The 23,156-nt window shown below is 60.0% G+C and carries 17 protein-coding genes and 3 pseudogenes; 12 read left to right on the top strand and 8 right to left on the bottom strand.

Features of this window, described 5'->3' with window-relative positions:
* Positions 1–9: 9 nt before the first annotated feature.
* The 3 genes from L1P09_RS12700 to intI1 (L1P09_RS12690) form a co-directional block, all read right to left on the bottom strand.
* Positions 10–2,976: a Tn3 family transposase gene (locus L1P09_RS12700; RefSeq protein ID WP_003090772.1), complete on the bottom strand. Its 2,967-nt coding sequence runs from the start codon at positions 2,974–2,976 to the stop codon at positions 10–12.
* A 3-nt stretch (positions 2,977–2,979) separates the two neighbouring features.
* Entirely contained in the window at positions 2,980–3,540 is a 561-nt protein-coding gene (locus L1P09_RS12695) for a recombinase family protein (RefSeq protein WP_003090771.1), read from the bottom strand.
* A 374-nt stretch (positions 3,541–3,914) separates the two neighbouring features.
* Positions 3,915–4,928, bottom strand: a complete 1,014-nt coding sequence (gene intI1, locus L1P09_RS12690) for a class 1 integron integrase IntI1 (protein ID WP_000845048.1) — start codon at positions 4,926–4,928, stop codon at positions 3,915–3,917.
* Between the two features lie 205 nt (positions 4,929–5,133).
* Between intI1 (L1P09_RS12690) and L1P09_RS12685 the strand changes: the two genes are divergently transcribed.
* From L1P09_RS12685 to L1P09_RS12660, 6 genes and pseudogenes are all read left to right on the top strand, one after another.
* Complete coding sequence (locus L1P09_RS12685) at positions 5,134–6,000, top strand: PSE family carbenicillin-hydrolyzing class A beta-lactamase CARB-2 (protein ID WP_001931474.1); 867 nt, start codon at positions 5,134–5,136, stop codon at positions 5,998–6,000.
* Positions 6,001–6,117: 117 nt separating this feature from the next.
* Complete coding sequence (locus L1P09_RS12680; RefSeq protein ID WP_001261740.1) at positions 6,118–6,909, top strand: ANT(3'')-Ia family aminoglycoside nucleotidyltransferase AadA2; 792 nt, start codon at positions 6,118–6,120, stop codon at positions 6,907–6,909.
* A 163-nt stretch (positions 6,910–7,072) separates the two neighbouring features.
* Positions 7,073–7,420 carry a quaternary ammonium compound efflux SMR transporter QacE delta 1 gene (locus L1P09_RS12675; protein WP_000679427.1) on the top strand — a complete coding sequence of 116 codons (348 nt, stop codon included), beginning with the start codon at positions 7,073–7,075 and terminating at the stop codon, positions 7,418–7,420.
* Positions 7,414–8,385, top strand: coding sequence for a dihydropteroate synthase (gene folP, locus L1P09_RS12670; RefSeq protein WP_000259026.1), 972 nt, complete (start codon positions 7,414–7,416; stop codon positions 8,383–8,385). The genes L1P09_RS12675 and folP overlap by 7 nt, the downstream gene beginning before the upstream one ends.
* 216 nt (positions 8,386–8,601) lie before the next feature.
* On the top strand, positions 8,602–9,816 hold the full coding sequence (locus L1P09_RS12665) for a chloramphenicol/florfenicol efflux MFS transporter FloR2 (protein ID WP_000214125.1): 1,215 nt from the start codon (positions 8,602–8,604) through the stop codon (positions 9,814–9,816).
* Positions 9,817–9,909: 93 nt separating this feature from the next.
* Positions 9,910–10,026: pseudogene (locus tag L1P09_RS12660) on the top strand (DUF3363 domain-containing protein); the annotation flags it as partial.
* Here L1P09_RS12660 and tetR(G) read toward each other — a convergent pair.
* The gene (gene tetR(G) / locus L1P09_RS12655; protein ID WP_000163574.1) at positions 10,023–10,649 is read right to left on the bottom strand and encodes a tetracycline resistance transcriptional repressor TetR(G); all 627 of its coding nucleotides are present in this window, start codon (positions 10,647–10,649) and stop codon (positions 10,023–10,025) included. The pseudogene L1P09_RS12660 and the gene tetR(G) sit on opposite strands and share 4 nt — an antisense overlap.
* A gap of 103 nt (positions 10,650–10,752) precedes the next feature.
* Between tetR(G) and tet(G) the strand changes: the two genes are divergently transcribed.
* Positions 10,753–11,928, top strand: coding sequence for a tetracycline efflux MFS transporter Tet(G) (gene tet(G) / locus L1P09_RS12650; RefSeq protein WP_001257840.1), 1,176 nt, complete (start codon positions 10,753–10,755; stop codon positions 11,926–11,928).
* An 89-nt stretch (positions 11,929–12,017) separates the two neighbouring features.
* Positions 12,018–12,740: a LysR family transcriptional regulator gene (locus L1P09_RS12645; RefSeq protein ID WP_223151157.1), complete on the top strand. Its 723-nt coding sequence runs from the start codon at positions 12,018–12,020 to the stop codon at positions 12,738–12,740.
* Between the two features lie 91 nt (positions 12,741–12,831).
* Here L1P09_RS12645 and L1P09_RS12640 read toward each other — a convergent pair whose 3' ends face one another.
* The 3 genes and pseudogenes from L1P09_RS12640 to intI1 (L1P09_RS12630) form a co-directional block, all read right to left on the bottom strand.
* The gene (locus L1P09_RS12640) at positions 12,832–14,364 is read right to left on the bottom strand and encodes an IS91-like element ISCR3 family transposase (RefSeq protein ID WP_001747814.1); all 1,533 of its coding nucleotides are present in this window, start codon (positions 14,362–14,364) and stop codon (positions 12,832–12,834) included.
* A 226-nt stretch (positions 14,365–14,590) separates the two neighbouring features.
* Positions 14,591–14,944 (bottom strand): annotated as a pseudogene (locus L1P09_RS12635) (TCP-1/cpn60 chaperonin family protein); the annotation flags it as partial.
* Positions 14,945–15,244, bottom strand: a pseudogene (intI1, locus tag L1P09_RS12630) (class 1 integron integrase IntI1); the annotation flags it as partial.
* Positions 15,245–15,345: 101 nt separating this feature from the next.
* Here intI1 (L1P09_RS12630) and sul1 point away from each other — a divergent pair.
* The 4 genes from sul1 (at position 15,346) to L1P09_RS12600 (ending at position 20,140) form a co-directional block, all read left to right on the top strand.
* Entirely contained in the window at positions 15,346–16,197 is an 852-nt protein-coding gene (gene sul1, locus L1P09_RS12625; RefSeq protein WP_000946487.1) for a sulfonamide-resistant dihydropteroate synthase Sul1, read from the top strand.
* 127 nt (positions 16,198–16,324) lie between these two features.
* Positions 16,325–16,825, top strand: a complete 501-nt coding sequence (locus tag L1P09_RS12620; RefSeq protein ID WP_000376623.1) for a GNAT family N-acetyltransferase — start codon at positions 16,325–16,327, stop codon at positions 16,823–16,825.
* 506 nt (positions 16,826–17,331) lie between these two features.
* On the top strand, positions 17,332–18,096 hold the full coding sequence (locus L1P09_RS12610) for an IS6-like element IS6100 family transposase (protein ID WP_001389365.1): 765 nt from the start codon (positions 17,332–17,334) through the stop codon (positions 18,094–18,096).
* 556 nt (positions 18,097–18,652) lie between these two features.
* Positions 18,653–20,140, top strand: coding sequence for a SulP family inorganic anion transporter (locus L1P09_RS12600; RefSeq protein WP_235768285.1), 1,488 nt, complete (start codon positions 18,653–18,655; stop codon positions 20,138–20,140).
* Between the two features lie 62 nt (positions 20,141–20,202).
* On the opposite strand, the gene L1P09_RS12595 is transcribed toward L1P09_RS12600, so the two are convergent.
* The gene (locus L1P09_RS12595) at positions 20,203–23,088 is read right to left on the bottom strand and encodes a Tn3 family transposase (RefSeq protein ID WP_019410178.1); all 2,886 of its coding nucleotides are present in this window, start codon (positions 23,086–23,088) and stop codon (positions 20,203–20,205) included.
* Between the last annotated feature and the right edge of the window lie 68 nt (positions 23,089–23,156).

Genomic DNA, 23,156 nt, shown 5'->3' with positions numbered 1-23,156 from the left:
AATCGTACGCTAAGGTTTTCCGGGCAGCCTTAGCGGCCGAAACTTCCCGTCCTCCAGCCTGCGGCTCTGCCGCCAGACATAATCGCCGGTCAGATTGATGTGCTCCCACCCCAGCGGCGACAGGTATTGCAGCAGCTCACCATCCACCGACTTCCCCGCATCGCCCATCGCCTGGGTGGCGCGCTCCAAGTACACCGTGTTCCACAACACGATGGCGGCCGTCACCAGGTTGAGGCCACTGGCCCGGTAGCGCTGCTGCTCGAAGCTCCGATCCCTGATCTCGCCGAGGCGGTTGAAGAACACCGCCCTGGCCAGGGAGTTGCGGGCTTCGCCCTTGTTCAGTCCAGCATGCACGCGCCGGCGCAGCTCGACGCTTTGCAACCAATCGAGGATGAAAAGCGTGCGCTCGATCCGGCCCAGCTCGCGCAGGGCCACGGCCAGGCCGTTCTGGCGCGGATAGCTGCCGAGCTTGCGCAGCATCAGCGAGGCGGTGACCGTGCCCTGCTTGATCGAGCTGGCCAGGCGCAGGATGTCGTCCCAATGGGCGCGGACGTGCTTGATGTTCAGGGTGCCGCCAACCATTGGGCGCAATGTCGGGTAGTCCTGGACGCTATTCGGAACATACAGCTTGGTTTCTCCGAGGTCGCGGATGCGCGGTGCGAAGCGGAAGCCCAGCAGGTGCATCAGGGCGAAGACATGATCGGTGAAGCCAGCCGTGTCAGTGTAGTGCTCCTCGATCCGCAAGTCGGACTCGTGGTACAGCAGACCGTCGAGCACATAGGTAGAGTCGCGCACGCCGACATTCACCACGCGGGTGCTGAACGGTGCGTACTGGTCGGAGATGTGGGTGTAGAACAGCCGCCCCGGCTCGCTGCCGTACTTCGGGTTGACGTGGCCGGTGCTTTCGCCTCGACCACCCGCCCGGAAGCGCTGGCCATCGGAAGAAGAGGTCGTGCCGTCGCCCCAGTGAGCGGCGAAGGTATGACGGTACTGGTGGTTGACCAGCTCGGCCAGGGCCGCCGAGTAGGTTTCGTCTCGGATGTGCCAGGCTTGCAGCCAGGACAGCTTGGCGTAGGTCAGGCCGGGGCTCGACTCGGCCATCTTGGTCAGCCCGAGGTTGATTGCATCGCCCAGGATCGCTGACAGCAGCAATGTCCGGTCTTTGGCCTCGGCACCGTCCTTCAGGTGTGTGAAGTGGCGGCTGAAGCCCGTCCAGTCGTCCACGTCCATCAGCAGTTCGGTGATCTTGATGCGCGGCAGCAAATGGCTGGTCTGGTCGATCAGCGCCTGCGCGGTATTGGGCACCGCGGAATCCAGCGGGGTGATCTTCAGCCCGGACTCGGTGAGGATGGCATCGGGCAGCTCGTTGTCCTTGGCCAGGCGGGTGACGGTGGCCAGCTGCTCGTCCAGCAGCTGCAAGCGCTCTTCCAGGTACTGGTTGCTGTTCGGGTTGATCGCCAGGGGCAGAGCCTGCGCATGCTTGAGCGCGGCGAACCTCTCTGCCGGCAGCAGGTAGTCGTCGAAGTCGCGGAACTGCCGCGAGCCCTTGACCCAGATGTCACCGGAGCGCAGCGCGTTCTTCAGCTCGGACAGGGCGCAGATTTCGTAGAAGCGCCGGTCGAGGCCTTCCGGGGTTATCACTAGCGGCTTCCAGCGCGGCTTGATGAAGGCGGTGGGCGCATCGGCCGGCACCTTGCGCAGGTTGTAGGCGTTCATCTCGCTCAGGGTCTGCACGGCTGCCAGCACGCCTTGCGCAGCCGGGGCAGCGCGCAGTTCCAGCACCTCCAGCAAGGCCGGCGTGTAACGGCGCAGAGTGGCGAAGTTCTCGCCGACCAGGTGCAGATGGTCGAAGCCTTCCGGCCGGGCCAGCAGCTCGGCCTCGCTGACGCTCTCGGTGAACTCGTCCCAGGGAATCACCGCCTCAATGGCGGCATAGGGATCGCTACCGCTTTCCTTGGCTTCCAGCAGAGCCTGGCCGATCTTCGAGTACAGGCGCACCTTGTCGTTGATCGCCTTGCCCTGCTTCTGGAACTGCTGCTGATGCTTGTGCTTCGCGCTGCTGAACAGCTTGACCAGGATACGGTCGTGCAGATCGACCAACTCATCAATCACCGTCGCGGTGCTCTCCAGCACCACGGCGGCCAGGGTCGCGTAGCGTCGCTGCGGCTCGAACTTGCCGAGGTCTTTGGGCGTCATCTGCCCACCCTCGCGGGCCAGCTTGAGCAGGCGGTTCTGGTGGATGTGTCGGCCCAGGCCTTCGGGCAAGTCCACCAGCTGAAATGTCTTCAGCCGCTCGATGTGTTCGAGCATGTGGCGGGAGTTCGGTTTCAGCGGTGCCTGTCGCAGCCAGGTCAACCAGGTGATGCTGCTGCCGGCCTTGAGCTTCAACAGCTCGTCCAGCTTGGCCCGATGCGAGTCCGTGAGTGGTTCGACCAGGGCGCGGTAGACTCGGCGATTGGCCCGCGCAATGGCCTCCGAACAAGCTCGATCAATTACGCTCAACGCCGGCAGAATGCGCCGCTTCTGTCGCAGGCTCTCCAGGGCCTGACCGGCCAGCAGTAAGCCCTTGTCGGTCTGCTGGGCCAACTCGGTCAGCTCGCGCACCAGGGCGCGGAAGTCGGACAGGCCGAACGGGGCCAGTTGTAGGTAGGTGCGCAGTTCCTGGGCGTGCTCGCGGCGAGTCACGTCGCGTTCGCCGTACTTCAACCAACTCGCCGGGTCGGCCTGAACTTGCTTGGCCACCCACTGGATGACCGGCTCGGGCGGCTCGCTGTCGGTGCCCAACGCATAGCCGGGGTAGCGCAGCAGGCTGAGCTGCACCGCGAAGCCCAGGCGGTTGGCGTCGCCGCGCCGCTGGCGGATCAGCGACAGGTCGGAGTCGTTGAAGGTGTAGTAGCGGATCAGGTCATCCTGGCTTTCCGGCAACGCAAGCAAGGTGTCGCGCTCCGTAGCCGAGAGAATCGAGCGACGCGGCATGGTTCAGTCGTCCTTGCGAAGGTACTGATAGAGGGTTTCTCGGCTGATGCCGAACTCGCGGGCGAGCTGCGCCTTCGGCTCGCCCGCAGCGGCCCGCTGCCGCAGCGTGATGGCTTGCTCGTCGGAGAGGGCTTTCTTGCGGCCCCGGTAGGCACCGCGCTGCTTGGCCAGGGCGATGCCCTCGCGCTGCCGCTCGCGAATCAGGGCGCGCTCAAACTCGGCAAAGGCCCCCATGACCGACAGCATCAGGTTGGCCATCGGCGAGTCCTCGCCGGTGAACACCAGGCCTTCCTTCAAGAACTCGATGCGCACACCGCGCTGGGTCAGCTTCTGCACCAGGCGGCGCAAATCATCGAGGTTTCGTGCCAGGCGATCCATGCTGTGCACCACCACGGTGTCGCCTTCGCGAACGAAACCGAGCATGGCCTCCAGCTGGGGACGCTGGGTGTCCTTGCCCGAGGCTTTGTCGGTGAACAGCTTGCCGACCTCGACCTGTTCAAGTTGGCGTTCCGGGTTCTGGTCGAAGCTGCTGACCCGGACGTAACCGATGCGTTGTCCCTGCAAGATGCCTCCATGGGCTGGATGGGCGGCAGGGCTTGCGTTGGTTTTTGGTTCCATTGCGCCCGAAGCCTTGAATTTGTCAGGCTGAAATCTATGACCTTGGCAAGCATGTGTCAAAGAATGTGAAAGCGGACTCTATTCTGACGGCGTGATGCGCCTTGCCTGACATCCAGTTTGTCGTTTTCAGAAGACGGCTGCACTGAACGTCAGAAGCCGACTGCACTATAGCAGCGGAGGGGTTGGATCCATCAGGCAACGACGGGCTGCTGCCGGCCATCAGCGGACGCAGGGAGGACTTTCCGCAACCGGCCGTTCGATGCGGCACCGATGGCCTTCGCGCAGGGGTAGTGAATCCGCCAGGATTGACTTGCGCTGCCCTACCTCTCACTAGTGAGGGGCGGCAGCGCATCAAGCGGTGAGCGCACTCCGGCACCGCCAACTTTCAGCACATGCGTGTAAATCATCGTCGTAGAGACGTCGGAATGGCCGAGCAGATCCTGCACGGTTCGAATGTCGTAACCGCTGCGGAGCAAGGCCGTCGCGAACGAGTGGCGGAGGGTGTGCGGTGTGGCGGGCTTCGTGATGCCTGCTTGTTCTACGGCACGTTTGAAGGCGCGCTGAAAGGTCTGGTCATACATGTGATGGCGACGCACGACACCGCTCCGTGGATCGGTCGAATGCGTGTGCTGCGCAAAAACCCAGAACCACGGCCAGGAATGCCCGGCGCGCGGATACTTCCGCTCAAGGGCGTCGGGAAGCGCAACGCCGCTGCGGCCCTCGGCCTGGTCCTTCAGCCACCATGCCCGTGCACGCGACAGCTGCTCGCGCAGGCTGGGTGCCAAGCTCTCGGGTAACATCAAGGCCCGATCCTTGGAGCCCTTGCCCTCCCGCACGATGATCGTGCCGTGATCGAAATCCAGATCCTTGACCCGCAGTTGCAAACCCTCACTGATCCGCATGCCCGTTCCATACAGAAGCTGGGCGAACAAACGATGCTCGCCTTCCAGAAAACCGAGGATGCGAACCACTTCATCCGGGGTCAGCACCACCGGCAAGCGCCGCGACGGCCGAGGTCTTCCGATCTCCTGAAGCCAGGGCAGATCCGTGCACAGCACCTTGCCGTAGAAGAACAGCAAGGCCGCCAATGCCTGACGATGCGTGGAGACCGAAACCTTGCGCTCGTTCGCCAGCCAGGACAGAAATGCCTCGACTTCGCTGCTGCCCAAGGTTGCCGGGTGACGCACACCGTGGAAACGGATGAAGGCACGAACCCAGTGGACATAAGCCTGTTCGGTTCGTAAGCTGTAATGCAAGTAGCGTATGCGCTCACGCAACTGGTCCAGAACCTTGACCGAACGCAGCGGTGGTAACGGCGCAGTGGCGGTTTTCATGGCTTGTTATGACTGTTTTTTTGTACAGTCTATGCCTCGGGCATCCAAGCAGCAAGCGCGTTACGCCGTGGGTCGATGTTTGATGTTATGGAGCAGCAACGATGTTACGCAGCAGGGCAGTCGCCCTAAAACAAAGTTAGCCATATTATGGAGCCTCATGCTTTTATATAAAATGTGTGACAATCAAAATTATGGGGTTACTTACATGAAGTTTTTATTGGCATTTTCGCTTTTAATACCATCCGTGGTTTTTGCAAGTAGTTCAAAGTTTCAGCAAGTTGAACAAGACGTTAAGGCAATTGAAGTTTCTCTTTCTGCTCGTATAGGTGTTTCCGTTCTTGATACTCAAAATGGAGAATATTGGGATTACAATGGCAATCAGCGCTTCCCGTTAACAAGTACTTTTAAAACAATAGCTTGCGCTAAATTACTATATGATGCTGAGCAAGGAAAAGTTAATCCCAATAGTACAGTCGAGATTAAGAAAGCAGATCTTGTGACCTATTCCCCTGTAATAGAAAAGCAAGTAGGGCAGGCAATCACACTCGATGATGCGTGCTTCGCAACTATGACTACAAGTGATAATACTGCGGCAAATATCATCCTAAGTGCTGTAGGTGGCCCCAAAGGCGTTACTGATTTTTTAAGACAAATTGGGGACAAAGAGACTCGTCTAGACCGTATTGAGCCTGATTTAAATGAAGGTAAGCTCGGTGATTTGAGGGATACGACAACTCCTAAGGCAATAGCCAGTACTTTGAATAAATTTTTATTTGGTTCCGCGCTATCTGAAATGAACCAGAAAAAATTAGAGTCTTGGATGGTGAACAATCAAGTCACTGGTAATTTACTACGTTCAGTATTGCCGGCGGGATGGAACATTGCGGATCGCTCAGGTGCTGGCGGATTTGGTGCTCGGAGTATTACAGCAGTTGTGTGGAGTGAGCATCAAGCCCCAATTATTGTGAGCATCTATCTAGCTCAAACACAGGCTTCAATGGCAGAGCGAAATGATGCGATTGTTAAAATTGGTCATTCAATTTTTGACGTTTATACATCACAGTCGCGCTGATAAGGCTAACAAGGCCATCAAGTTGACGGCTTTTCCGTCGCTTGTTTTGTGGTTTAACGCTACGCTACCACAAAACAATCAACTCCAAAGCCGCAACTTATGGCGGCGTTAGACATCATGAGGGTAGCGGTGACCATCGAAATTTCGAACCAACTATCAGAGGTGCTAAGCGTCATTGAGCGCCATCTGGAATCAACGTTGCTGGCCGTGCATTTGTACGGCTCCGCAGTGGATGGCGGCCTGAAGCCATACAGCGATATTGATTTGTTGGTTACTGTGGCCGTAAAGCTTGATGAAACGACGCGGCGAGCATTGCTCAATGACCTTATGGAGGCTTCGGCTTTCCCTGGCGAGAGCGAGACGCTCCGCGCTATAGAAGTCACCCTTGTCGTGCATGACGACATCATCCCGTGGCGTTATCCGGCTAAGCGCGAGCTGCAATTTGGAGAATGGCAGCGCAATGACATTCTTGCGGGTATCTTCGAGCCAGCCATGATCGACATTGATCTAGCTATCCTGCTTACAAAAGCAAGAGAACATAGCGTTGCCTTGGTAGGTCCGGCAGCGGAGGAATTCTTTGACCCGGTTCCTGAACAGGATCTATTCGAGGCGCTGAGGGAAACCTTGAAGCTATGGAACTCGCAGCCCGACTGGGCCGGCGATGAGCGAAATGTAGTGCTTACGTTGTCCCGCATTTGGTACAGCGCAATAACCGGCAAAATCGCGCCGAAGGATGTCGCTGCCGACTGGGCAATAAAACGCCTACCTGCCCAGTATCAGCCCGTCTTACTTGAAGCTAAGCAAGCTTATCTGGGACAAAAAGAAGATCACTTGGCCTCACGCGCAGATCACTTGGAAGAATTTATTCGCTTTGTGAAAGGCGAGATCATCAAGTCAGTTGGTAAATGATGTCTAACAATTCGTTCAAGCCGACCGCGCTACGCGCGGCGGCTTAACTCCGGCGTTAGATGCACTAAGCACATAATTGCTCACAGCCAAACTATCAGGTCAAGTCTGCTTTTATTATTTTTAAGCGTGCATAATAAGCCCTACACAAATTGGGAGATATATCATGAAAGGCTGGCTTTTTCTTGTTATCGCAATAGTTGGCGAAGTAATCGCAACATCCGCATTAAAATCTAGCGAGGGCTTTACTAAGCTTGCCCCTTCCGCCGTTGTCATAATCGGTTATGGCATCGCATTTTATTTTCTTTCTCTGGTTCTGAAATCCATCCCTGTCGGTGTTGCTTATGCAGTCTGGTCGGGACTCGGCGTCGTCATAATTACAGCCATTGCCTGGTTGCTTCATGGGCAAAAGCTTGATGCGTGGGGCTTTGTAGGTATGGGGCTCATAATTGCTGCCTTTTTGCTCGCCCGATCCCCATCGTGGAAGTCGCTGCGGAGGCCGACGCCATGGTGACGGTGTTCGGCATTCTGAATCTCACCGAGGACTCCTTCTTCGATGAGAGCCGGCGGCTAGACCCCGCCGGCGCTGTCACCGCGGCGATCGAAATGCTGCGAGTCGGATCAGACGTCGTGGATGTCGGACCGGCCGCCAGCCATCCGGACGCGAGGCCTGTATCGCCGGCCGATGAGATCAGACGTATTGCGCCGCTCTTAGACGCCCTGTCCGATCAGATGCACCGTGTTTCAATCGACAGCTTCCAACCGGAAACCCAGCGCTATGCGCTCAAGCGCGGCGTGGGCTACCTGAACGATATCCAAGGATTTCCTGACCCTGCGCTCTATCCCGATATTGCTGAGGCGGACTGCAGGCTGGTGGTTATGCACTCAGCGCAGCGGGATGGCATCGCCACCCGCACCGGTCACCTTCGACCCGAAGACGCGCTCGACGAGATTGTGCGGTTCTTCGAGGCGCGGGTTTCCGCCTTGCGACGGAGCGGGGTCGCTGCCGACCGGCTCATCCTCGATCCGGGGATGGACCGGCGATTGGTCCATGGCGAAACGGCCGACCTTGCGCCGACCGGCTTCGGGCAACAGGTCCGCGAAGCCATGGACCAGCGCCGCGAGCATCATATCGAACAGCGCGATGCCACGCGCAACAGGGACGGCCGAATCTTCTACCGGCGCAATCTTCTCGCCACCCTGCGCGAGCGGGAAGTTGCGCGCGCCGGTGCGGAGATGGCCGAGGGCAAGGCGCTGCCGTTCCGCGCCGCCAAGGATGGTGAGAGTGTCAGCGGCAAGTTCACCGGGACTGTCCAGCTAACGAGCGGCAAGTTCGCCATCGTGGAAAAGAGCCACGAGTTCACCCTTGTCCCGTGGCGGCCGATCATCGACCGCCAGCTCGGCCGCGAGGTCGCGGGTATCATGCAGGGCGGTTCGGTGTCGTGGCAGTTAGGGCGGCAGCGGGGGTTGGGGCTATAGGAGCCAACGATACCGCATTGCAACGCAACAACTAATTCGATAAGAGCTGCTATTCAATTTCGTAATCGTGGAGCCATCAGCATGGGAAATTCCAAGTCAGCAGACAAGTAAGCCGCAACATCAGAATTGTTGTTGCGGCGCTCTGTAAGACCAATCCCATCTGATTGCTGACGAGCAGACGCTGCCCGGTATCCTTAATCGAGCGGTTGATTCGTCATGACCACCACACGCCCCGCGTGGGCCTATACGCTGCCGGCAGCCTTGCTGCTTATGGCTCCCTTCGACATCCTCGCCTCGCTGGCGATGGATATTTATCTTCCAGTCGTTCCGGCGATGCCGGGCGTCCTGAACACGACTCCATCCATAATCCAACTCACGTTGAGCCTCTACATGGTGATGCTCGGTGTGGGCCAAGTGATCTTTGGGCCACTCTCCGATCGCGTCGGGCGACGGCCGATCCTGCTTGTAGGCGCAACGGCTTTCGTTGCTGCGTCTCTGGGAGCGGCTTGTTCTTCAACTGCATTAGCCTTTGTTGCGTTTCGTCTGGTTCAGGCTGTTGGAGCATCGGCCATGCTGGTGGCCACCTTCGCGACCGTGCGCGACGTATATGCCAATCGTCCCGAAGGTGCCGTCATCTACGGCCTTTTCAGTTCGATGCTGGCGTTCGTGCCTGCGCTCGGCCCTATAGCCGGTGCGCTGATCGGCGAGTTTTGGGGATGGCAGGCGATCTTCATCACACTGGCTGCACTGGCTTCGCTCGCACTCTTAAACGCCAGTTTCAGGTGGCATGAAACCCGACCGTTGGATCAGGCCAGAACGCAACGATCTGTTTTGCCGATCTTCGCGAGTCCGGCCTTTTGGGTTTACACGGTCGGATTTAGTGCCGGCATGGGCACATTCTTCGTTTTCTTCTCGACAGCCCCCCGTGTTCTCATAGGCCAAGCCGGCTATTCCGAGATCGGATTTAGCTTGGCCTTCGCGACTGTCGCGCTGGTCATGGTCACGACAACCCGCTTCGCAAAGTCCTTCGTTGCCAAATGGGGTATCGCGGGATGCGTAGCGCGCGGGATGGCGTTGCTCGTTTCCGGCGCGATCCTGTTGGGGATCGGCCAACTTTTCGGATCGCCGTCATTTTTCAGCTTCATCCTGCCGATGTGGGTTGTCGCGGTCGGCATTGTCTTCACGGTGTCCGTTACCGCCAACGGCGCACTTGCGCAGTTCGACGACATCGCTGGATCAGCGGTTGCGTTCTACTTCTGCATCCAAAGCCTGATAGTCAGTATCGTCGGGACATTGGCGGTGACGCTGTTAAACGGCGATACAGCGTGGCCCGTGATTTGTTACGCCACGGCAATGGCAGTGCTGGTGTCGTTGGGGCTGGCGCTCCTTCGATCCCGTGATGCTGCCACCGAGAAGTCGCCAGTCGTCTAGCCGACGACTGGAAGCAAGCCCGCTCCGATGCGGCGCAATAATCTTCGAAACCTCGTGAATGGCGGTATCCTGTCTGGCAAGATACCGCTCATTTCCCTTGTCCCGTGGCGGCCGGTCATCGACCGCCAGCTCGGCCGTGAGGTCATGGGCATCGTGCAAAGCGGATCGGTGTCGTGGCAGTTGGGGCGGCAAAGGGGCATAAGCCTCTAATCTGTTGTAGATGAACGCAGCCGCTCGAAACCAGCGATGAGGCTGTCGAGTCCGAAGTTGAACGCAGCATCCATGCCGTCTGTTTCCAACTCGTGAAACAGATCGTGCAGGAAGGACGACGGTGCTTGCTCGGACACATCTGGCCTGTCCGGAACTCTCTCATCGGCATCAGATGCCTGCTGCTCGAGAACGGAACCGACCACATAGTGACTGACCGCCCGGAGCGCCCAAACGGCGCGCTTCGGACAAAAGCCCTCCGCGCAGAGAAAGCGTATTTGCGTCTCGGCGGTGCCAAAATTCGGTTCTGTCGGTCGAGTGCCGGCATGGATACGCGCGCCGTCCCGATAAGAGAGCAACGCCGTTCTGAAGCTCAGGGCATTCTCTTTCAGGAACACCCGCCAGTCCTCATTCTCTTCGGGTAGCGAGCGGGTATGGCGTTCCGCCAGCATCGCCTCGGCGAGCGCATCAAGCAGCGCTCGCTTGTTCTGGAAATGCCAGTAAAGCGCAGGCTGCTGAACCTTGAGGCGTTCAGCGAGCTTCCGCGTCGTCAGGCTGTCCATGCCAACCTCGTTCAACAGCTCTAGCGCCGCCGCGATCACGGTGCCCTTGTCCAGTTTGGTCATTCACGTTCCTTCGCCAGTGCTTGACAATTTATCACCGATAAGTTATATGTCCATCTCCTTATCGTTGATAAAGTCGCTCCATTGAGCGGCGCTGGAGTTTCAGGTGCGCAGCTCTGCCATCATTGCCCTGCTGATCGTGGGTCTTGACGCCATGGGTCTCGGCCTCATCATGCCCGTCCTTCCGACGCTTCTGCGTGAGCTTGTGCCAGCAGAGCAGGTCGCTGGACACTATGGTGCCTTGCTGTCGCTCTATGCATTGATGCAGGTCGTCTTCGCGCCCATGCTTGGACAGCTTTCGGATTCTTACGGTCGGCGTCCGGTACTTCTGGCTTCTCTTGCAGGAGCCGCAGTCGATTACACGATTATGGCATCAGCGCCGGTCTTATGGGTGCTCTATATCGGCCGACTCGTGTCCGGCGTCACGGGCGCAACCGGAGCTGTAGCAGCCTCAACCATTGCCGATTCGACGGGGGAAGGTTCTCGCGCACGCTGGTTCGGCTACATGGGGGCCTGTTATGGGGCGGGCATGATTGCCGGGCCAGCACTTGGTGGCATGCTCGGTGGTATCTCTGCTCATGCCCCGTTTATCGCCGCCGCCCTTCTCAACGGGTTCGCGTTCCTGCTTGCCTGCATTTTCCTCAAGGAGACTCATCACAGCCATGGCGGGACCGGAAAGCCGGTTCGCATCAAACCATTCGTTCTGTTACGGCTGGATGATGCATTGCGCGGGCTAGGTGCGCTTTTCGCAGTTTTCTTCATTATTCAACTGATCGGCCAAGTGCCTGCAGCCCTATGGGTCATATATGGCGAGGACCGTTTTCAGTGGAACACCGCGACCGTTGGTTTGTCGCTCGCGGCGTTTGGGGCAACACATGCGATCTTCCAAGCGTTTGTTACCGGCCCGCTTTCAAGCCGGCTTGGAGAGCGGCGCACGCTGCTGTTTGGCATGGCTGCGGATGCGACTGGCTTCGTTCTTCTGGCTTTTGCCACGCAGGGATGGATGGTGTTCCCGATTCTGTTGCTGCTTGCCGCCGGGGGTGTTGGCATGCCGGCCTTGCAGGCAATGCTCTCAAACAATGTCAGCAGTAACAAGCAAGGGGCTTTGCAAGGAACGCTAACGAGCCTCACCAATCTAAGCTCTATCGCAGGACCGCTTGGCTTCACAGCACTCTATTCTGCCACCGCCGGGGCATGGAACGGTTGGGTTTGGATTGTCGGCGCGATCCTCTATTTAATATGTCTGCCAATACTACGCAGACCATTCGCAACTTCATTGTGATTTAGTCATGGCGATTTGGCATGCGTAGACTTAGGAGAAATGACGGATTAAATCTGTTGAGCAATCATCTCCTTTCGGGGCGAGTGCCAATGATGACCTTAGTTCACACTCTCGCTGTCGCCGAATATCTCAACTTCCGTCACGCCGCCAACGCGCTCGGCGTTGCACAGTCCAGCGTCAGCGCCCGCGTGAAGGCACTGGAAGAAGACCTCGGCATCCTCTTGTTCGAGCGTCATGCGCGCGGCGTTCGGCTGACCGAGGCCGGACGCCATTTCGTCGAGCGGATAGCCGTAGGTATTGACCAACTCGACCATGCGGTGAAAACCGCCGGCATGGCGGCAGCCGGAGAAAGCGGCCGGCTTCGTATCGGTATCCATGCCCTGATTCCGCATAGCTTCCTCGCAAAGCTGATCGGCCAATACCGCAAGGATTACCCCGATGTTGAAGTCGAGATCGCCGAAGGCCCGGCCCGTGAAGCGGTGGTGCAGCTTCGCGCCGGCAGGTTGGACGTGGCGTTCGTCGCGGGCACGCCCCAACCACCCGACTGCCATTCCCGTCGCACATGGACCGAACCGCTCTTGGCGGTGCTACCGGAACGGCATCCGCTCGCCAAGCGGTCAGCCGTCACATGGCCCGATTTGGCAGGCGAGACGTTCCTTGCGTATAGGAAGTTCAAACGCCCTTTTCGGGCAGTCTGCTGGGTAGGCGGCGGTCGCGCAAGCCCCGTTTTGGGCACGGATCGGACGTCTGTGAGTGGGATTTCGGCATCGCGGGGCCACGCAGCGGCGTTGTCAGCAGCCATGCTTCGCTGATTCCCGACAGCGGGCCGAGCGCCGCCCTGCGGATCGTGGCCGCATCGGCTCGGATTCCGGTTTCGCCGTCGGCTGTGCAGCCGGCAGATCGTCACGCGGCTTGCACTGGCGGCGCGCGCGCTGCGGGCCTGTAGTGCGCTTCTTCCCGCGCGCCGTGCTTCTCGAAGTGGGCGAGGATGGCGCGGATGGCGGTGGGTTCCTCGATGCTGGCGACGATCCGCACGGTGCCACCGCAGTGGACGCAGGCGGTGACGTCGATGGAAAAGACCCGCTTGAGCCGTTGCGCCCAGCTCATCGCACGGCGCTTCTCCTCGGGGCTGCGCGGCGCGTCGTGGGCGCTGACGTCCACTGGCGCCGCATCGCCCGCAGGCCGCTTGCCGCGCCCCGAGGGCGTCAGCTGCGCACGCAGGTTTGCATTCGGGGCGAATACGCCGTGGAAGCGGGTGAGATGCGCGCGAGGTGGCGGGACCAGCGCCGCCAGCTTGGCGATGAAATCCACCGGATCCCATTCCACATGCGTGGTGCCATTGCGCCACGGGGTCTTGAGCTGGTAACGCACCCTGCCCTGGAGCGCTATCGACAGCCGCTTCTCGCTGATCGCCGGGCGCGTGATGTAGCGGCACAGCTTTTCCAGCTTGTGGCTTTCGTGTGCTTCGGCCGCCACGCCGGCATGCAGTGAGAAGCCGCCGACCTTGCCGGCTTCGCCCTCCAGCGAACCGGCGTCACCGGGCAGCGTTTGCAGCGTGACGACCTTGCAGCCAGCGTCGCGGCCGGTGGCGATGCGGTAGGTGATCGAACTCATCCGCAGCCCATCCATGCTGTCGTCGCCTGCAGCGCTGTCTGCCAGGAAGGCCGATTCGCCCTCCCCTTCGAGCCAGCCTTTGCGCGTCAGGTGCCGACACACCCGGTGCGCGATGGTAGCTGCCAGCTGGGTCAACTGCGCGGTGGTGGGCGCACGGGCGCGGTGCAGGCGCAGTTCGCGCCGCGGCAGCTCGGTGGCTTCCACGTACACGCCGTCGAGCCACAGCATGTGGAAGTGGATGTTCAGGTTCAGCGCGCTGCCGAAACGCTGGATCAGCGTCACCGCGCCGCACTGGGCGCTGGCGCGGTCGATGCCGGCTTGATCGGCCAACCAGCCGGCGATCACGCGCTGCACGATGCCCAGCACCGGGCCAATGGCTTCTGGCTTGCTGGCGAACAGGAAACGCAAGGGGTACGGAAAGCTCAGCACCCATTGCCGCACAGGCCGCGGGCCGAACACCTCCTCGACCAGGTGCCGCGCACTCTCGGCCATGCGTCGCGCGCCGCAACTCGGGCAGAACCCGCGCTTCTTGCAGGAGAAGGCCACCAGCCTCTCTGCACGGCAGTGCTCGCACACCACCCGCAGGAAGCCGTGCTCGAGCACGCCGCAACGCAGGTAGGCATCGAACGCCTCGCGGACATACCCGGGCAGCGAGCGGCCCTCCGCTTCGATCCGTGCAATGAAGTCCGGGTAGTGCGCCTCTACCAACGCGTACAGCAGCGTGCGCTCGGGCGCGTGGCGCGCGTACCGCGAACCGGTGTGGGCGGACGGCAGTGGCGCGCATCCCGCGGCTTGCCGCCGGGATGTGGCGAGGCGCGGCACGCAGCGCTCCGGTGCGGGGACGGCTGCTCAGTGTTGCGCCTGTGTTCGCACGTTCGTATCGGTGCGTTCTGATCTTCGCGTCAGACATTGCCGCGGCGCGGGCACAACAAAAAGCCCGGCATCGCTGCCGGGCTCCGGCCCCGTCCTTGGGGCCTTGATGTCGGGTCGTTGCCGGGATCGGACCGCGCTGGCGCGGTCCGGTTCCCTGACGACCGGGCCAACCGGATCAGAAATCCATGCCGCCCATGCCGCCCATACCGCCAGCACCCGGCATGGCCGGCTCTTCCTTCTTCGGCACTTCGGCCACGACCACTTCGGTCGTGATCGCAAGGCCGGCGACGGAAGCGGCGTGCTGCAGGGCCGAGCGGGTCACCTTGGTCGGGTCCAGGATGCCCATGGCGATCATGTCGCCGAACTCGCCGGTGGCGGCGTTGTAGCCGTAGCTGCCTTCGCCGGCCTTGACGTTGGCCACGATCACGCTCGGTTCTTCACCGGCGTTGGCCACGATGGCGCGCAGCGGGGCTTCCAGCGCACGGCGGGTGATGGCGATGCCCAGGTTCTGGTCTTCGTTGATGCCCTGCCAGGGCAGATCCGTGCACAGCACCTTGCCGTAGAAGAACAGCAAGGCCGCCAATGCCTGACGATGCGTGGAGACCGAAACCTTGCGCTCGTTCGCCAGCCAGGACAGAAATGCCTCGACTTCGCTGCTGCCCAAGGTTGCCGGGTGACGCACACCGTGGAAACGGATGAAGGCACGAACCCAGTGGACATAAGCCTGTTCGGTTGGTAAGCTGTAATGCAAGTAGCGTATGCGCTCACGCAACTGGTCCAGAACCTTGACCGAACGCAGCGGTGGTAACGGCGCAGTGGCGGTTTTCATGGCTTGTTATGACTGTTTTTTTGTACAGTCTATGCCTCGGGCATCCAAGCAGCAAGCGCGTTACGCCGTGGGTCGATGTTTGATGTTATGGAGCAGCAACGATGTTACGCAGCAGGGTGACGGTGTTCGGCATTCTGAATCTCACCGAGGACTCCTTCTTCGATGAGAGCCGGCGGCTAGACCCCGCCGGCGCTGTCACCGCGGCGATCGAAATGCTGCGAGTCGGATCAGACGTCGTGGATGTCGGACCGGCCGCCAGCCATCCGGACGCGAGGCCTGTATCGCCGGCCGATGAGATCAGACGTATTGCGCCGCTCTTAGACGCCCTGTCCGATCAGATGCACCGTGTTTCAATCGACAGCTTCCAACCGGAAACCCAGCGCTATGCGCTCAAGCGCGGCGTGGGCTACCTGAACGATATCCAAGGATTTCCTGACCCTGCGCTCTATCCCGATATTGCTGAGGCGGACTGCAGGCTGGTGGTTATGCACTCAGCGCAGCGGGATGGCATCGCCACCCGCACCGGTCACCTTCGACCCGAAGACGCGCTCGACGAGATTGTGCGGTTCTTCGAGGCGCGGGTTTCCGCCTTGCGACGGAGCGGGGTCGCTGCCGACCGGCTCATCCTCGATCCGGGGATGGGATTTTTCTTGAGCCCCGCACCGGAAACATCGCTGCACGTGCTGTCGAACCTTCAAAAGCTGAAGTCGGCGTTGGGGCTTCCGCTATTGGTCTCGGTGTCGCGGAAATCCTTCTTGGGCGCCACCGTTGGCCTTCCTGTAAAGGATCTGGGTCCAGCGAGCCTTGCGGCGGAACTTCACGCGATCGGCAATGGCGCTGACTACGTCCGCACCCACGCGCCTGGAGATCTGCGAAGCGCAATCACCTTCTCGGAAACCCTCGCGAAATTTCGCAGTCGCGACGCCAGAGACCGAGGGTTAGATCATGCCTAGCATTCACCTTCCGGCCGCCCGCTAGCGGACCCTGGTCAGGTTCCGCGAAGGTGGGCGCAGACATGCTGGGCTCGTCAGGATCAAACTGCACTATGAGGCGGCGGTTCATACCGCGCCAGGGGAGCGAATGGACAGCGAGGAGCCTCCGAACGTTCGGGTCGCCTGCTCGGGTGATATCGACGAGGTTGTGCGGCTGATGCACGACGCTGCGGCGTGGATGTCCGCCAAGGGAACGCCCGCCTGGGACGTCGCGCGGATCGACCGGACATTCGCGGAGACCTTCGTCCTGAGATCCGAGCTCCTAGTCGCGAGTTGCAGCGACGGCATCGTCGGCTGTTGCACCTTGTCGGCCGAGGATCCCGAGTTCTGGCCCGACGCCCTCAAGGGGGAGGCCGCATATCTGCACAAGCTCGCGGTGCGACGGACACATGCGGGCCGGGGTGTCAGCTCCGCGCTGATCGAGGCTTGCCGCCATGCCGCGCGAACGCAGGGGTGCGCCAAGCTGCGGCTCGACTGCCACCCGAACCTGCGTGGCCTATACGAGCGGCTCGGATTCACCCACGTCGACACTTTCAATCCCGGCTGGGATCCAACCTTCATCGCAGAACGCCTAGAACTCGAAATCTAACGTCCGTTCGGGCATCGAGGTCCATGTCGGGGTGGGACGGGCCCGTGGCTTCAAGATCACTTGCAGTCCGACCGCGATGTCTTGGTTGCGCGAGAGGTTGTCGATATCCTCCACTTCCATCATCAACCCTGGATAATGCCGCCGCCGTCATCGCCGCCGACGCCCGTGCCGGGCTTTTCGGGCCTGTCAGGCTTGCTCGGCCTTCAGCCTGCCTGGGCGAGATCTCCGGCGGACGGATTAACGGCGGAGCTTCGCCGCCTTTCGTGCGTGTGAAGGCCGAAGATAGTTCTCTCAAAAACATCCGTTTATGAGAGATACCAAATGTCATTTTCAGAAGACGACTGCACCAGTTGATTGGGCGTAATGGCTGTTGTGCAGCCAGCTCCTGACAGTTCAATATCAGAAGTGATCTGCACCAATCTCGACTATGCTCAATACTCGTGTGGGCTCTGTTGCAAAAATCGTGAAGCTTGAGCATGCTTGGCGGAGATTGGACGGACGGAACGATGACGGATTTCAAGTGGCGCCATTTCCAGGGTGATGTGATCCTGTGGGCGGTGCGCTGGTATTGTCGCTATCCGATCAGCTATCGCGACCTTGAGGAAATGCTGGCGGAACGCGGCATTTCGGTCGACCATACGACGATCTATCGCTGGGTCCAGTGCTACGCCCCGGAGATGGAGAAGCGGCTGCGCTGGTTCTGGCGGCGTGGCTTTGATCCGAGCTGGCGCCTGGATGAAACCTACGTCAAGGTGCGGGGCAAGTGGACCTACCTGTACCGGGCAGTCGACAAGCGGGGCGACACGATCGATTTCTACCTGTCGCCGACCCGCAGCGCCAAGGCAGCGAAGCGGTTCCTGGGCAAGGCCCTGCGAGGCCTGAAGCACTGGGAAAAGCCTGCCACGCTCAATACCGACAAAGCGCCGAGCTATGGTGCAGCGATCACCGAATTGAAGCGCGAAGGAAAGCTGGACCGGGAGACGGCCCACCGGCAGGTGAAGTATCTCAATAACGTGATCGAGGCCGATCACGGAAAGCTCAAGATACTGATCAAGCCGGTGCGCGGTTTCAAATCGATCCCCACGGCCTATGCCACGATCAAGGGATTCGAAGTCATGCGAGCCCTGCGCAAAGGACAGGCTCGCCCCTGGTGCCTGCAGCCCGGCATCAGGGGCGAGGTGCGCCTTGTGGAGAGAGCTTTTGGCATTGGGCCCTCGGCGCTGACGGAGGCCATGGGCATGCTCAACCACCATTTCGCAGCAGCCGCCTGATCGGCGCAGAGCGACAGCCTACCTCTGACTGCCGCCAATCTTTGCAACAGAGCCTCCGTCGCCATGCTCACCTCGCTTTGGTGCACACGAGTATTGAGCATAGTCGAGATTGGTGCAGATCACTTCTGATATTGAACTGTCAGGAGCTGGCTGCACAACAGCCATTACGCCCAATCAACTGGTGCAGTCGTCTTCTGAAAATGACACAGTTAGGGTATAGCTCAGGCTGACATCCAAACAGGACGCCCTAGTCCGGGGGTGACTCGCAGAAATTGCCCTCTTCCTGTAGACTGTTGCGGCCATTGAGTTACTAAAGACACTCGATAAGACCTCATGCTTACCCTGCAAAACATGATCTGGCTGCCTACGCCGCCATAGCGCTTCGCCCCCCCGCATCATCTGTGACTGCTTGCTCTGCCAGCGGTCGCTTTCTGCTGTGCTTTAGGTTTTAACACCCGCCACAGCTCCTCTACATCCGACATTTGACCTCGTATCGACCAGCTGCACTTGGCCTGCGCCATGCTGTGCTGCGCGATCCATTGCCTTGGGAATTCTGATGCTCCACTCGTTAAAACAAACCTGGTTATCCAACATCCGTGGCGACATCCTCGCCGGTCTTGTGGTCGCACTGGCCCTAATCCCTGAAGCCATCGCCTTCTCGATCATTGCTGGCGTTGACCCTAAGGTCGGCCTTTACGCCTCTTTCTGTATCGCTGTGGTGATCGCCTTTGTCGGTGGCCGCCCAGGCATGATTTCGGCCGCAACGGGTGCCATGGCACTGCTGATGGTGACTCTGGTCAAGAACCATGGTCTTGAATATCTGCTGGCCGCCACGCTGCTATGTGGCGTGCTACAAATTGCTGCTGGCTTCCTGAAGCTCGGATCGCTGATGCGCTTCGTCTCGCGCTCGGTGGTGACCGGTTTTGTCAATGCACTGGCGATCCTGATTTTCATGGCTCAGCTGCCCGAGCTGACTAATGTCACCTGGCACGTCTACGCCATGACAGCCGCAGGCCTCGGCATCATCTATCTGTTCCCCTATGTCCCCAAGATCGGCAAGCTCATCCCATCGCCGCTGGTGTGCATCATCGTGCTGACCGCCGTCGCCATGTCGGTTGGTCTGGATATCCGCACGGTCGGTGATATGGGTGAACTGCCGGATACGCTACCGATCTTCCTCTGGCCTGATGTGCCGCTGACATTCGAGACGCTGGCCATCATCTTTCCTTATTCGGCAGCACTGGCTGTGGTCGGTCTGTTGGAGTCGATGATGACCGCGACCATTGTCGACGACCTGACCGACACCCCGAGTGACAAGAACCGCGAGTGCAAGGGCCAGGGCGTGGCCAACATTGCTTCGGGTCTGATCGGCGGTATGGCTGGCTGCGCGATGATTGGTCAGTCGATCATTAACGTGAAATCCGGCGGTCGTTCTCGCCTGTCGTCTCTTGCCGCAGGCGTATTTCTGCTGCTGATGGTGGTTTTCCTCGGCGACTGGCTGAAGCAGATCCCAATGGCTGCGCTGGTGGCAGTGATGATCATGGTGTCCATCGGCACCTTCAGTTGGGATTCGCTGCGCAACCTGAAGAAGCATCCGCTGTCGACCAACATTGTCATGGTCGTCACCGTGGTGGTCGTGGTCGCCACCCATAACCTGGCCTTCGGCGTGCTGGCCGGCGTGCTGCTGGCCGCGATGTTCTTCGCCAACAAGGTTGGCCATTACATGGCGATCAGCTCTTCGCTGGACGAAGCCGGCGAGCATCGTAGCTATAACGTCACCGGCCAGGTGTTCTTCAGCTCAGCAGACAAGTTCGTCGCGGCCTTCGACTTCAAAGAAGCCCTGAACAAGGTAACCATCGACCTGAATCGCGCCCACTTCTGGGATATCACCGCTGTTGCAGCCCTGGACAAGGTAGTCATTAAGTTCCGCCGTGAAGGTACTGAAGTCGAAGTGCTGGGCTTAAACGAGGCCAGCGCCACTATCGTGGATCGCTTTGGTGTTCACGATAAACCTGACGCCATTGATCAACTCATGGGCCACTGAGAAGGAGAACAACAATGACCCACGTAATTGGGGTCGTTTGCGGGAGGGGGCGGAATCCTACGCTAAGGCTTTGGCCAGCGATATTCTCCGGTGAGATTGATGTGTTCCCATCCGAGCGGCGAAACATGGGCCAAGAGATCGGGCGATAGCAGCTTTCCATCGCGTTTCTGGTTTGCAACGACCTCGCCGAGCTTCATGGTGTTCCAGAAGATGATGATGGCGGCGAGCAGATTCATGCCGGCGATGCGGTAATGCTGGCCTTCGGCGGAACGGTCGCGGATTTCACCGCGGCGGTGGAAGCTGATTGCCCGCTTCAGCGCATGATGAGCTTCGCCTTTGTTGAGCCCGATCTGGGCACGCCGTTGGAGTTCGGCATCCAGAATCCAGTCGATCATGAACAGGGTGCGCTCGACGCGACCGACTTCCCGCAGGGCTGTCGCGAGCTCGTTCTGCCGCGGATAGGAGGCGAGTTTCCGCAGAATCTGGCTTGGCGCGACGGTCCCGGCAGCAATGGTGGCGGCGATGCGCAGGATGTCGGGCCAATTGCGCTCGATCATGGCTTGGTTGACCTTTCCGCCGATCAACGCTCGCAGGTGCGCCGGGGCGGCCGACGGATTGAACGCGTAGAGCCGTTTGGATGGCAGGTCGCGGATGCGCGGAGCGAACCGGTAGCCGAGAATGGCACATGCGGCAAAGACGTGATCGGTGAAGCCGCCCGTGTCGGTGAACTGCTCGCGGATATGGCGTCCAGCATCGTTCATCAGCAGGCCATCGAGGATGTAAGCCGCTTCGCTTGCCGTTGCAGGAATCACCTGGGTTGCGAACGGCGCATATTGGTCGGAGACGTGGCTATAGGCTTTCAGGCCCGGGGTATTGCCATATTTCGCGTTGACCAGGTTCATGGCCTCACCTTGCTCTGTAGCGACGAAGAACTGTCCGTCGCTCGAAGCCGACGTGCCCATGCCCCAGAACCGGGCCATGGGTAACGCTGCCTGTGCCTCGACCACCATGGCCAGCGCCCGGTCATAGGCTTCGCCCTCGACATGCCACCGTCCAATGCGGATCAATTCCCAGAAGGTGTGGGTGTTTGTCGCATCCGCCATTTTGCGCAAGCCGAGGTTGATCCCTTCCGCCAAGATAACGTTCATTAGCCCGATCCGGTCAGCGCAGGGTGCTCCTGTGCGCAGATGGGTGAACGCTTCGGTGAAGCCGGTCGCCGCATCCACCTCCAGCAGGAGATCGGTGATGCGCGTGGGCGGGATCTGCTTGTAGAGATCGAGCACCAGATCTTCGGCGCCTGTCGGCGCGGCGGCTTCGAGTTTCTCGATATGCAGAACGCCGTTTTCAATCGACCCGCCCGGGATCGTGCCTGCGCGAGCGGCACGGCCAAGCTCGCGCAACCGCATGTCGAGGCGAGCTTGCCGGTCTGCCAGCCATTCCTCCGGCCGCAATGGCACAGCGAGACGACCGCCTTCCGCGATGGATTGTGCCGGAACGAGTGCGTGTTTCAGATCGCCATAGCGCCGGGACCTAGTAAGCCAGACATCTCCGGAGCGGAACGCATCGCGCAGATGGAACAGCACCGCGATCTCCCATAGGCGAGCGTCGCCAGCCCTCTGGGCCCGAAGGTGGCGATGCCATTTCGAGCTGGGCCGCAAGAAGCTGGTCATCGCGGCATCGTTCAAACCGGTACGAAGGGCCGTCACCGCTTCCAGAAGCGGCAGTGCAACGGGCGCAGCTCGCAGATCGAGCAGGCGCAACATGCGTGGAGCGTATCGGCGGAAGCGGTGATAACCGTCGAGCACATGATTGAGCGGATCGTCGGCCATGGTGGCGGTCAGCCTGGTTGCCATTGCAACAAGGGTTTTTAAGCCGTCCCACCCTGACCCACTCGCGATGACATCGCCCAGCGGCTGGCCATCATCCTGTGCATCGACCAGGGCGCCCCCGATCTCGGCGAAGGATTTCAGGGTGTCACGCACCACCCCCGCTTCGTCTGCGACCTTTGCATGGCAAATACGCTCCGAAGCACGGTAGAGACGGCCGACGATCCGGTCGTGGGTTTCGACCACTGCGTCGGCCAACATCGCCTGCCATTCCGAGACGCAAACAGCCAAGATCGCAAGCCGCCTGTCCTCCGGGAGATCGCGCATGCCGTCGGCATAATACCGTTCACCCTGCCTGCGCAGACGAGTCACCCGATGGGCAGGAACGCCGGCAAGCAGATCCTCGGGGAGATCGATGCGTTGCAGATATTCGAGCCGGTCGAGCAGCCGGTTGGCCGACGAAGAGTTCGAGCCAGGCTCGAACTGGCGCAGCCACACAAAACGGGTCACCCGATCATCAGCCGTCTCCTCGAGCAATGCCAGCAACTGTTCTCGGATCGACATAGGCAGCCGACTGGCGATCCTCGTCTCGATGCGTCGCTCGGCATCGACGAGAGCCGCGGCACAAAGCCGCTCGATCGTGGATGTCGCGGGAAGGACAGTGCGGGTGCGTCGGCACTCGGCTACGAAGCGACGGGCGATATCCTCGTTCGACACCGCCATCTCGGCTTCTCGGAACAACCATTCCTTCAGCTCGCTCGCACCACGTCCGGAGAAGGTGCGGAAGCCGTAGAGCCCCCGTAACTCGGCAAGATGCTCGTGCCGTGTTTCCTCGCGGGCAGCATAGTCTACGAGATCGTCGGCACCCAGGCCAAGCTGCGCTCCGATAAATTCGATGACCTCTGCAGGGATCAGTTCGCCTGGAGCCAGCACCCGGCCGGGATAGCGCAGGACACACAATTGCAGGGCGAAGCCGAACCTGTTGTGAGCGCGCCGACGCAGCCTGATATGCCCAAGGTCTTCATCACTCAGCGTATAGTGCTTGAGCAAATCCGTCTGTGAAGTCGGCAAGCGCAACAGCGCGTCTTTCTGCCGATCGGTTAGAGTGACGCGACGCGGCATACATGTTCCTTTTTCAAAATCTGATAGCGTTCAAGACGCTTTATTTATGAAGCTGGTTGAGATACATT

The organism is Pseudomonas juntendi (assembly GCF_021560075.1).
Classification (GTDB): domain Bacteria; phylum Pseudomonadota; class Gammaproteobacteria; order Pseudomonadales; family Pseudomonadaceae; genus Aquipseudomonas; species Aquipseudomonas juntendi.
Note: the sequence above shows the minus strand (reverse complement) of the source record. Positions and strands in the feature narration are given on the sequence as shown.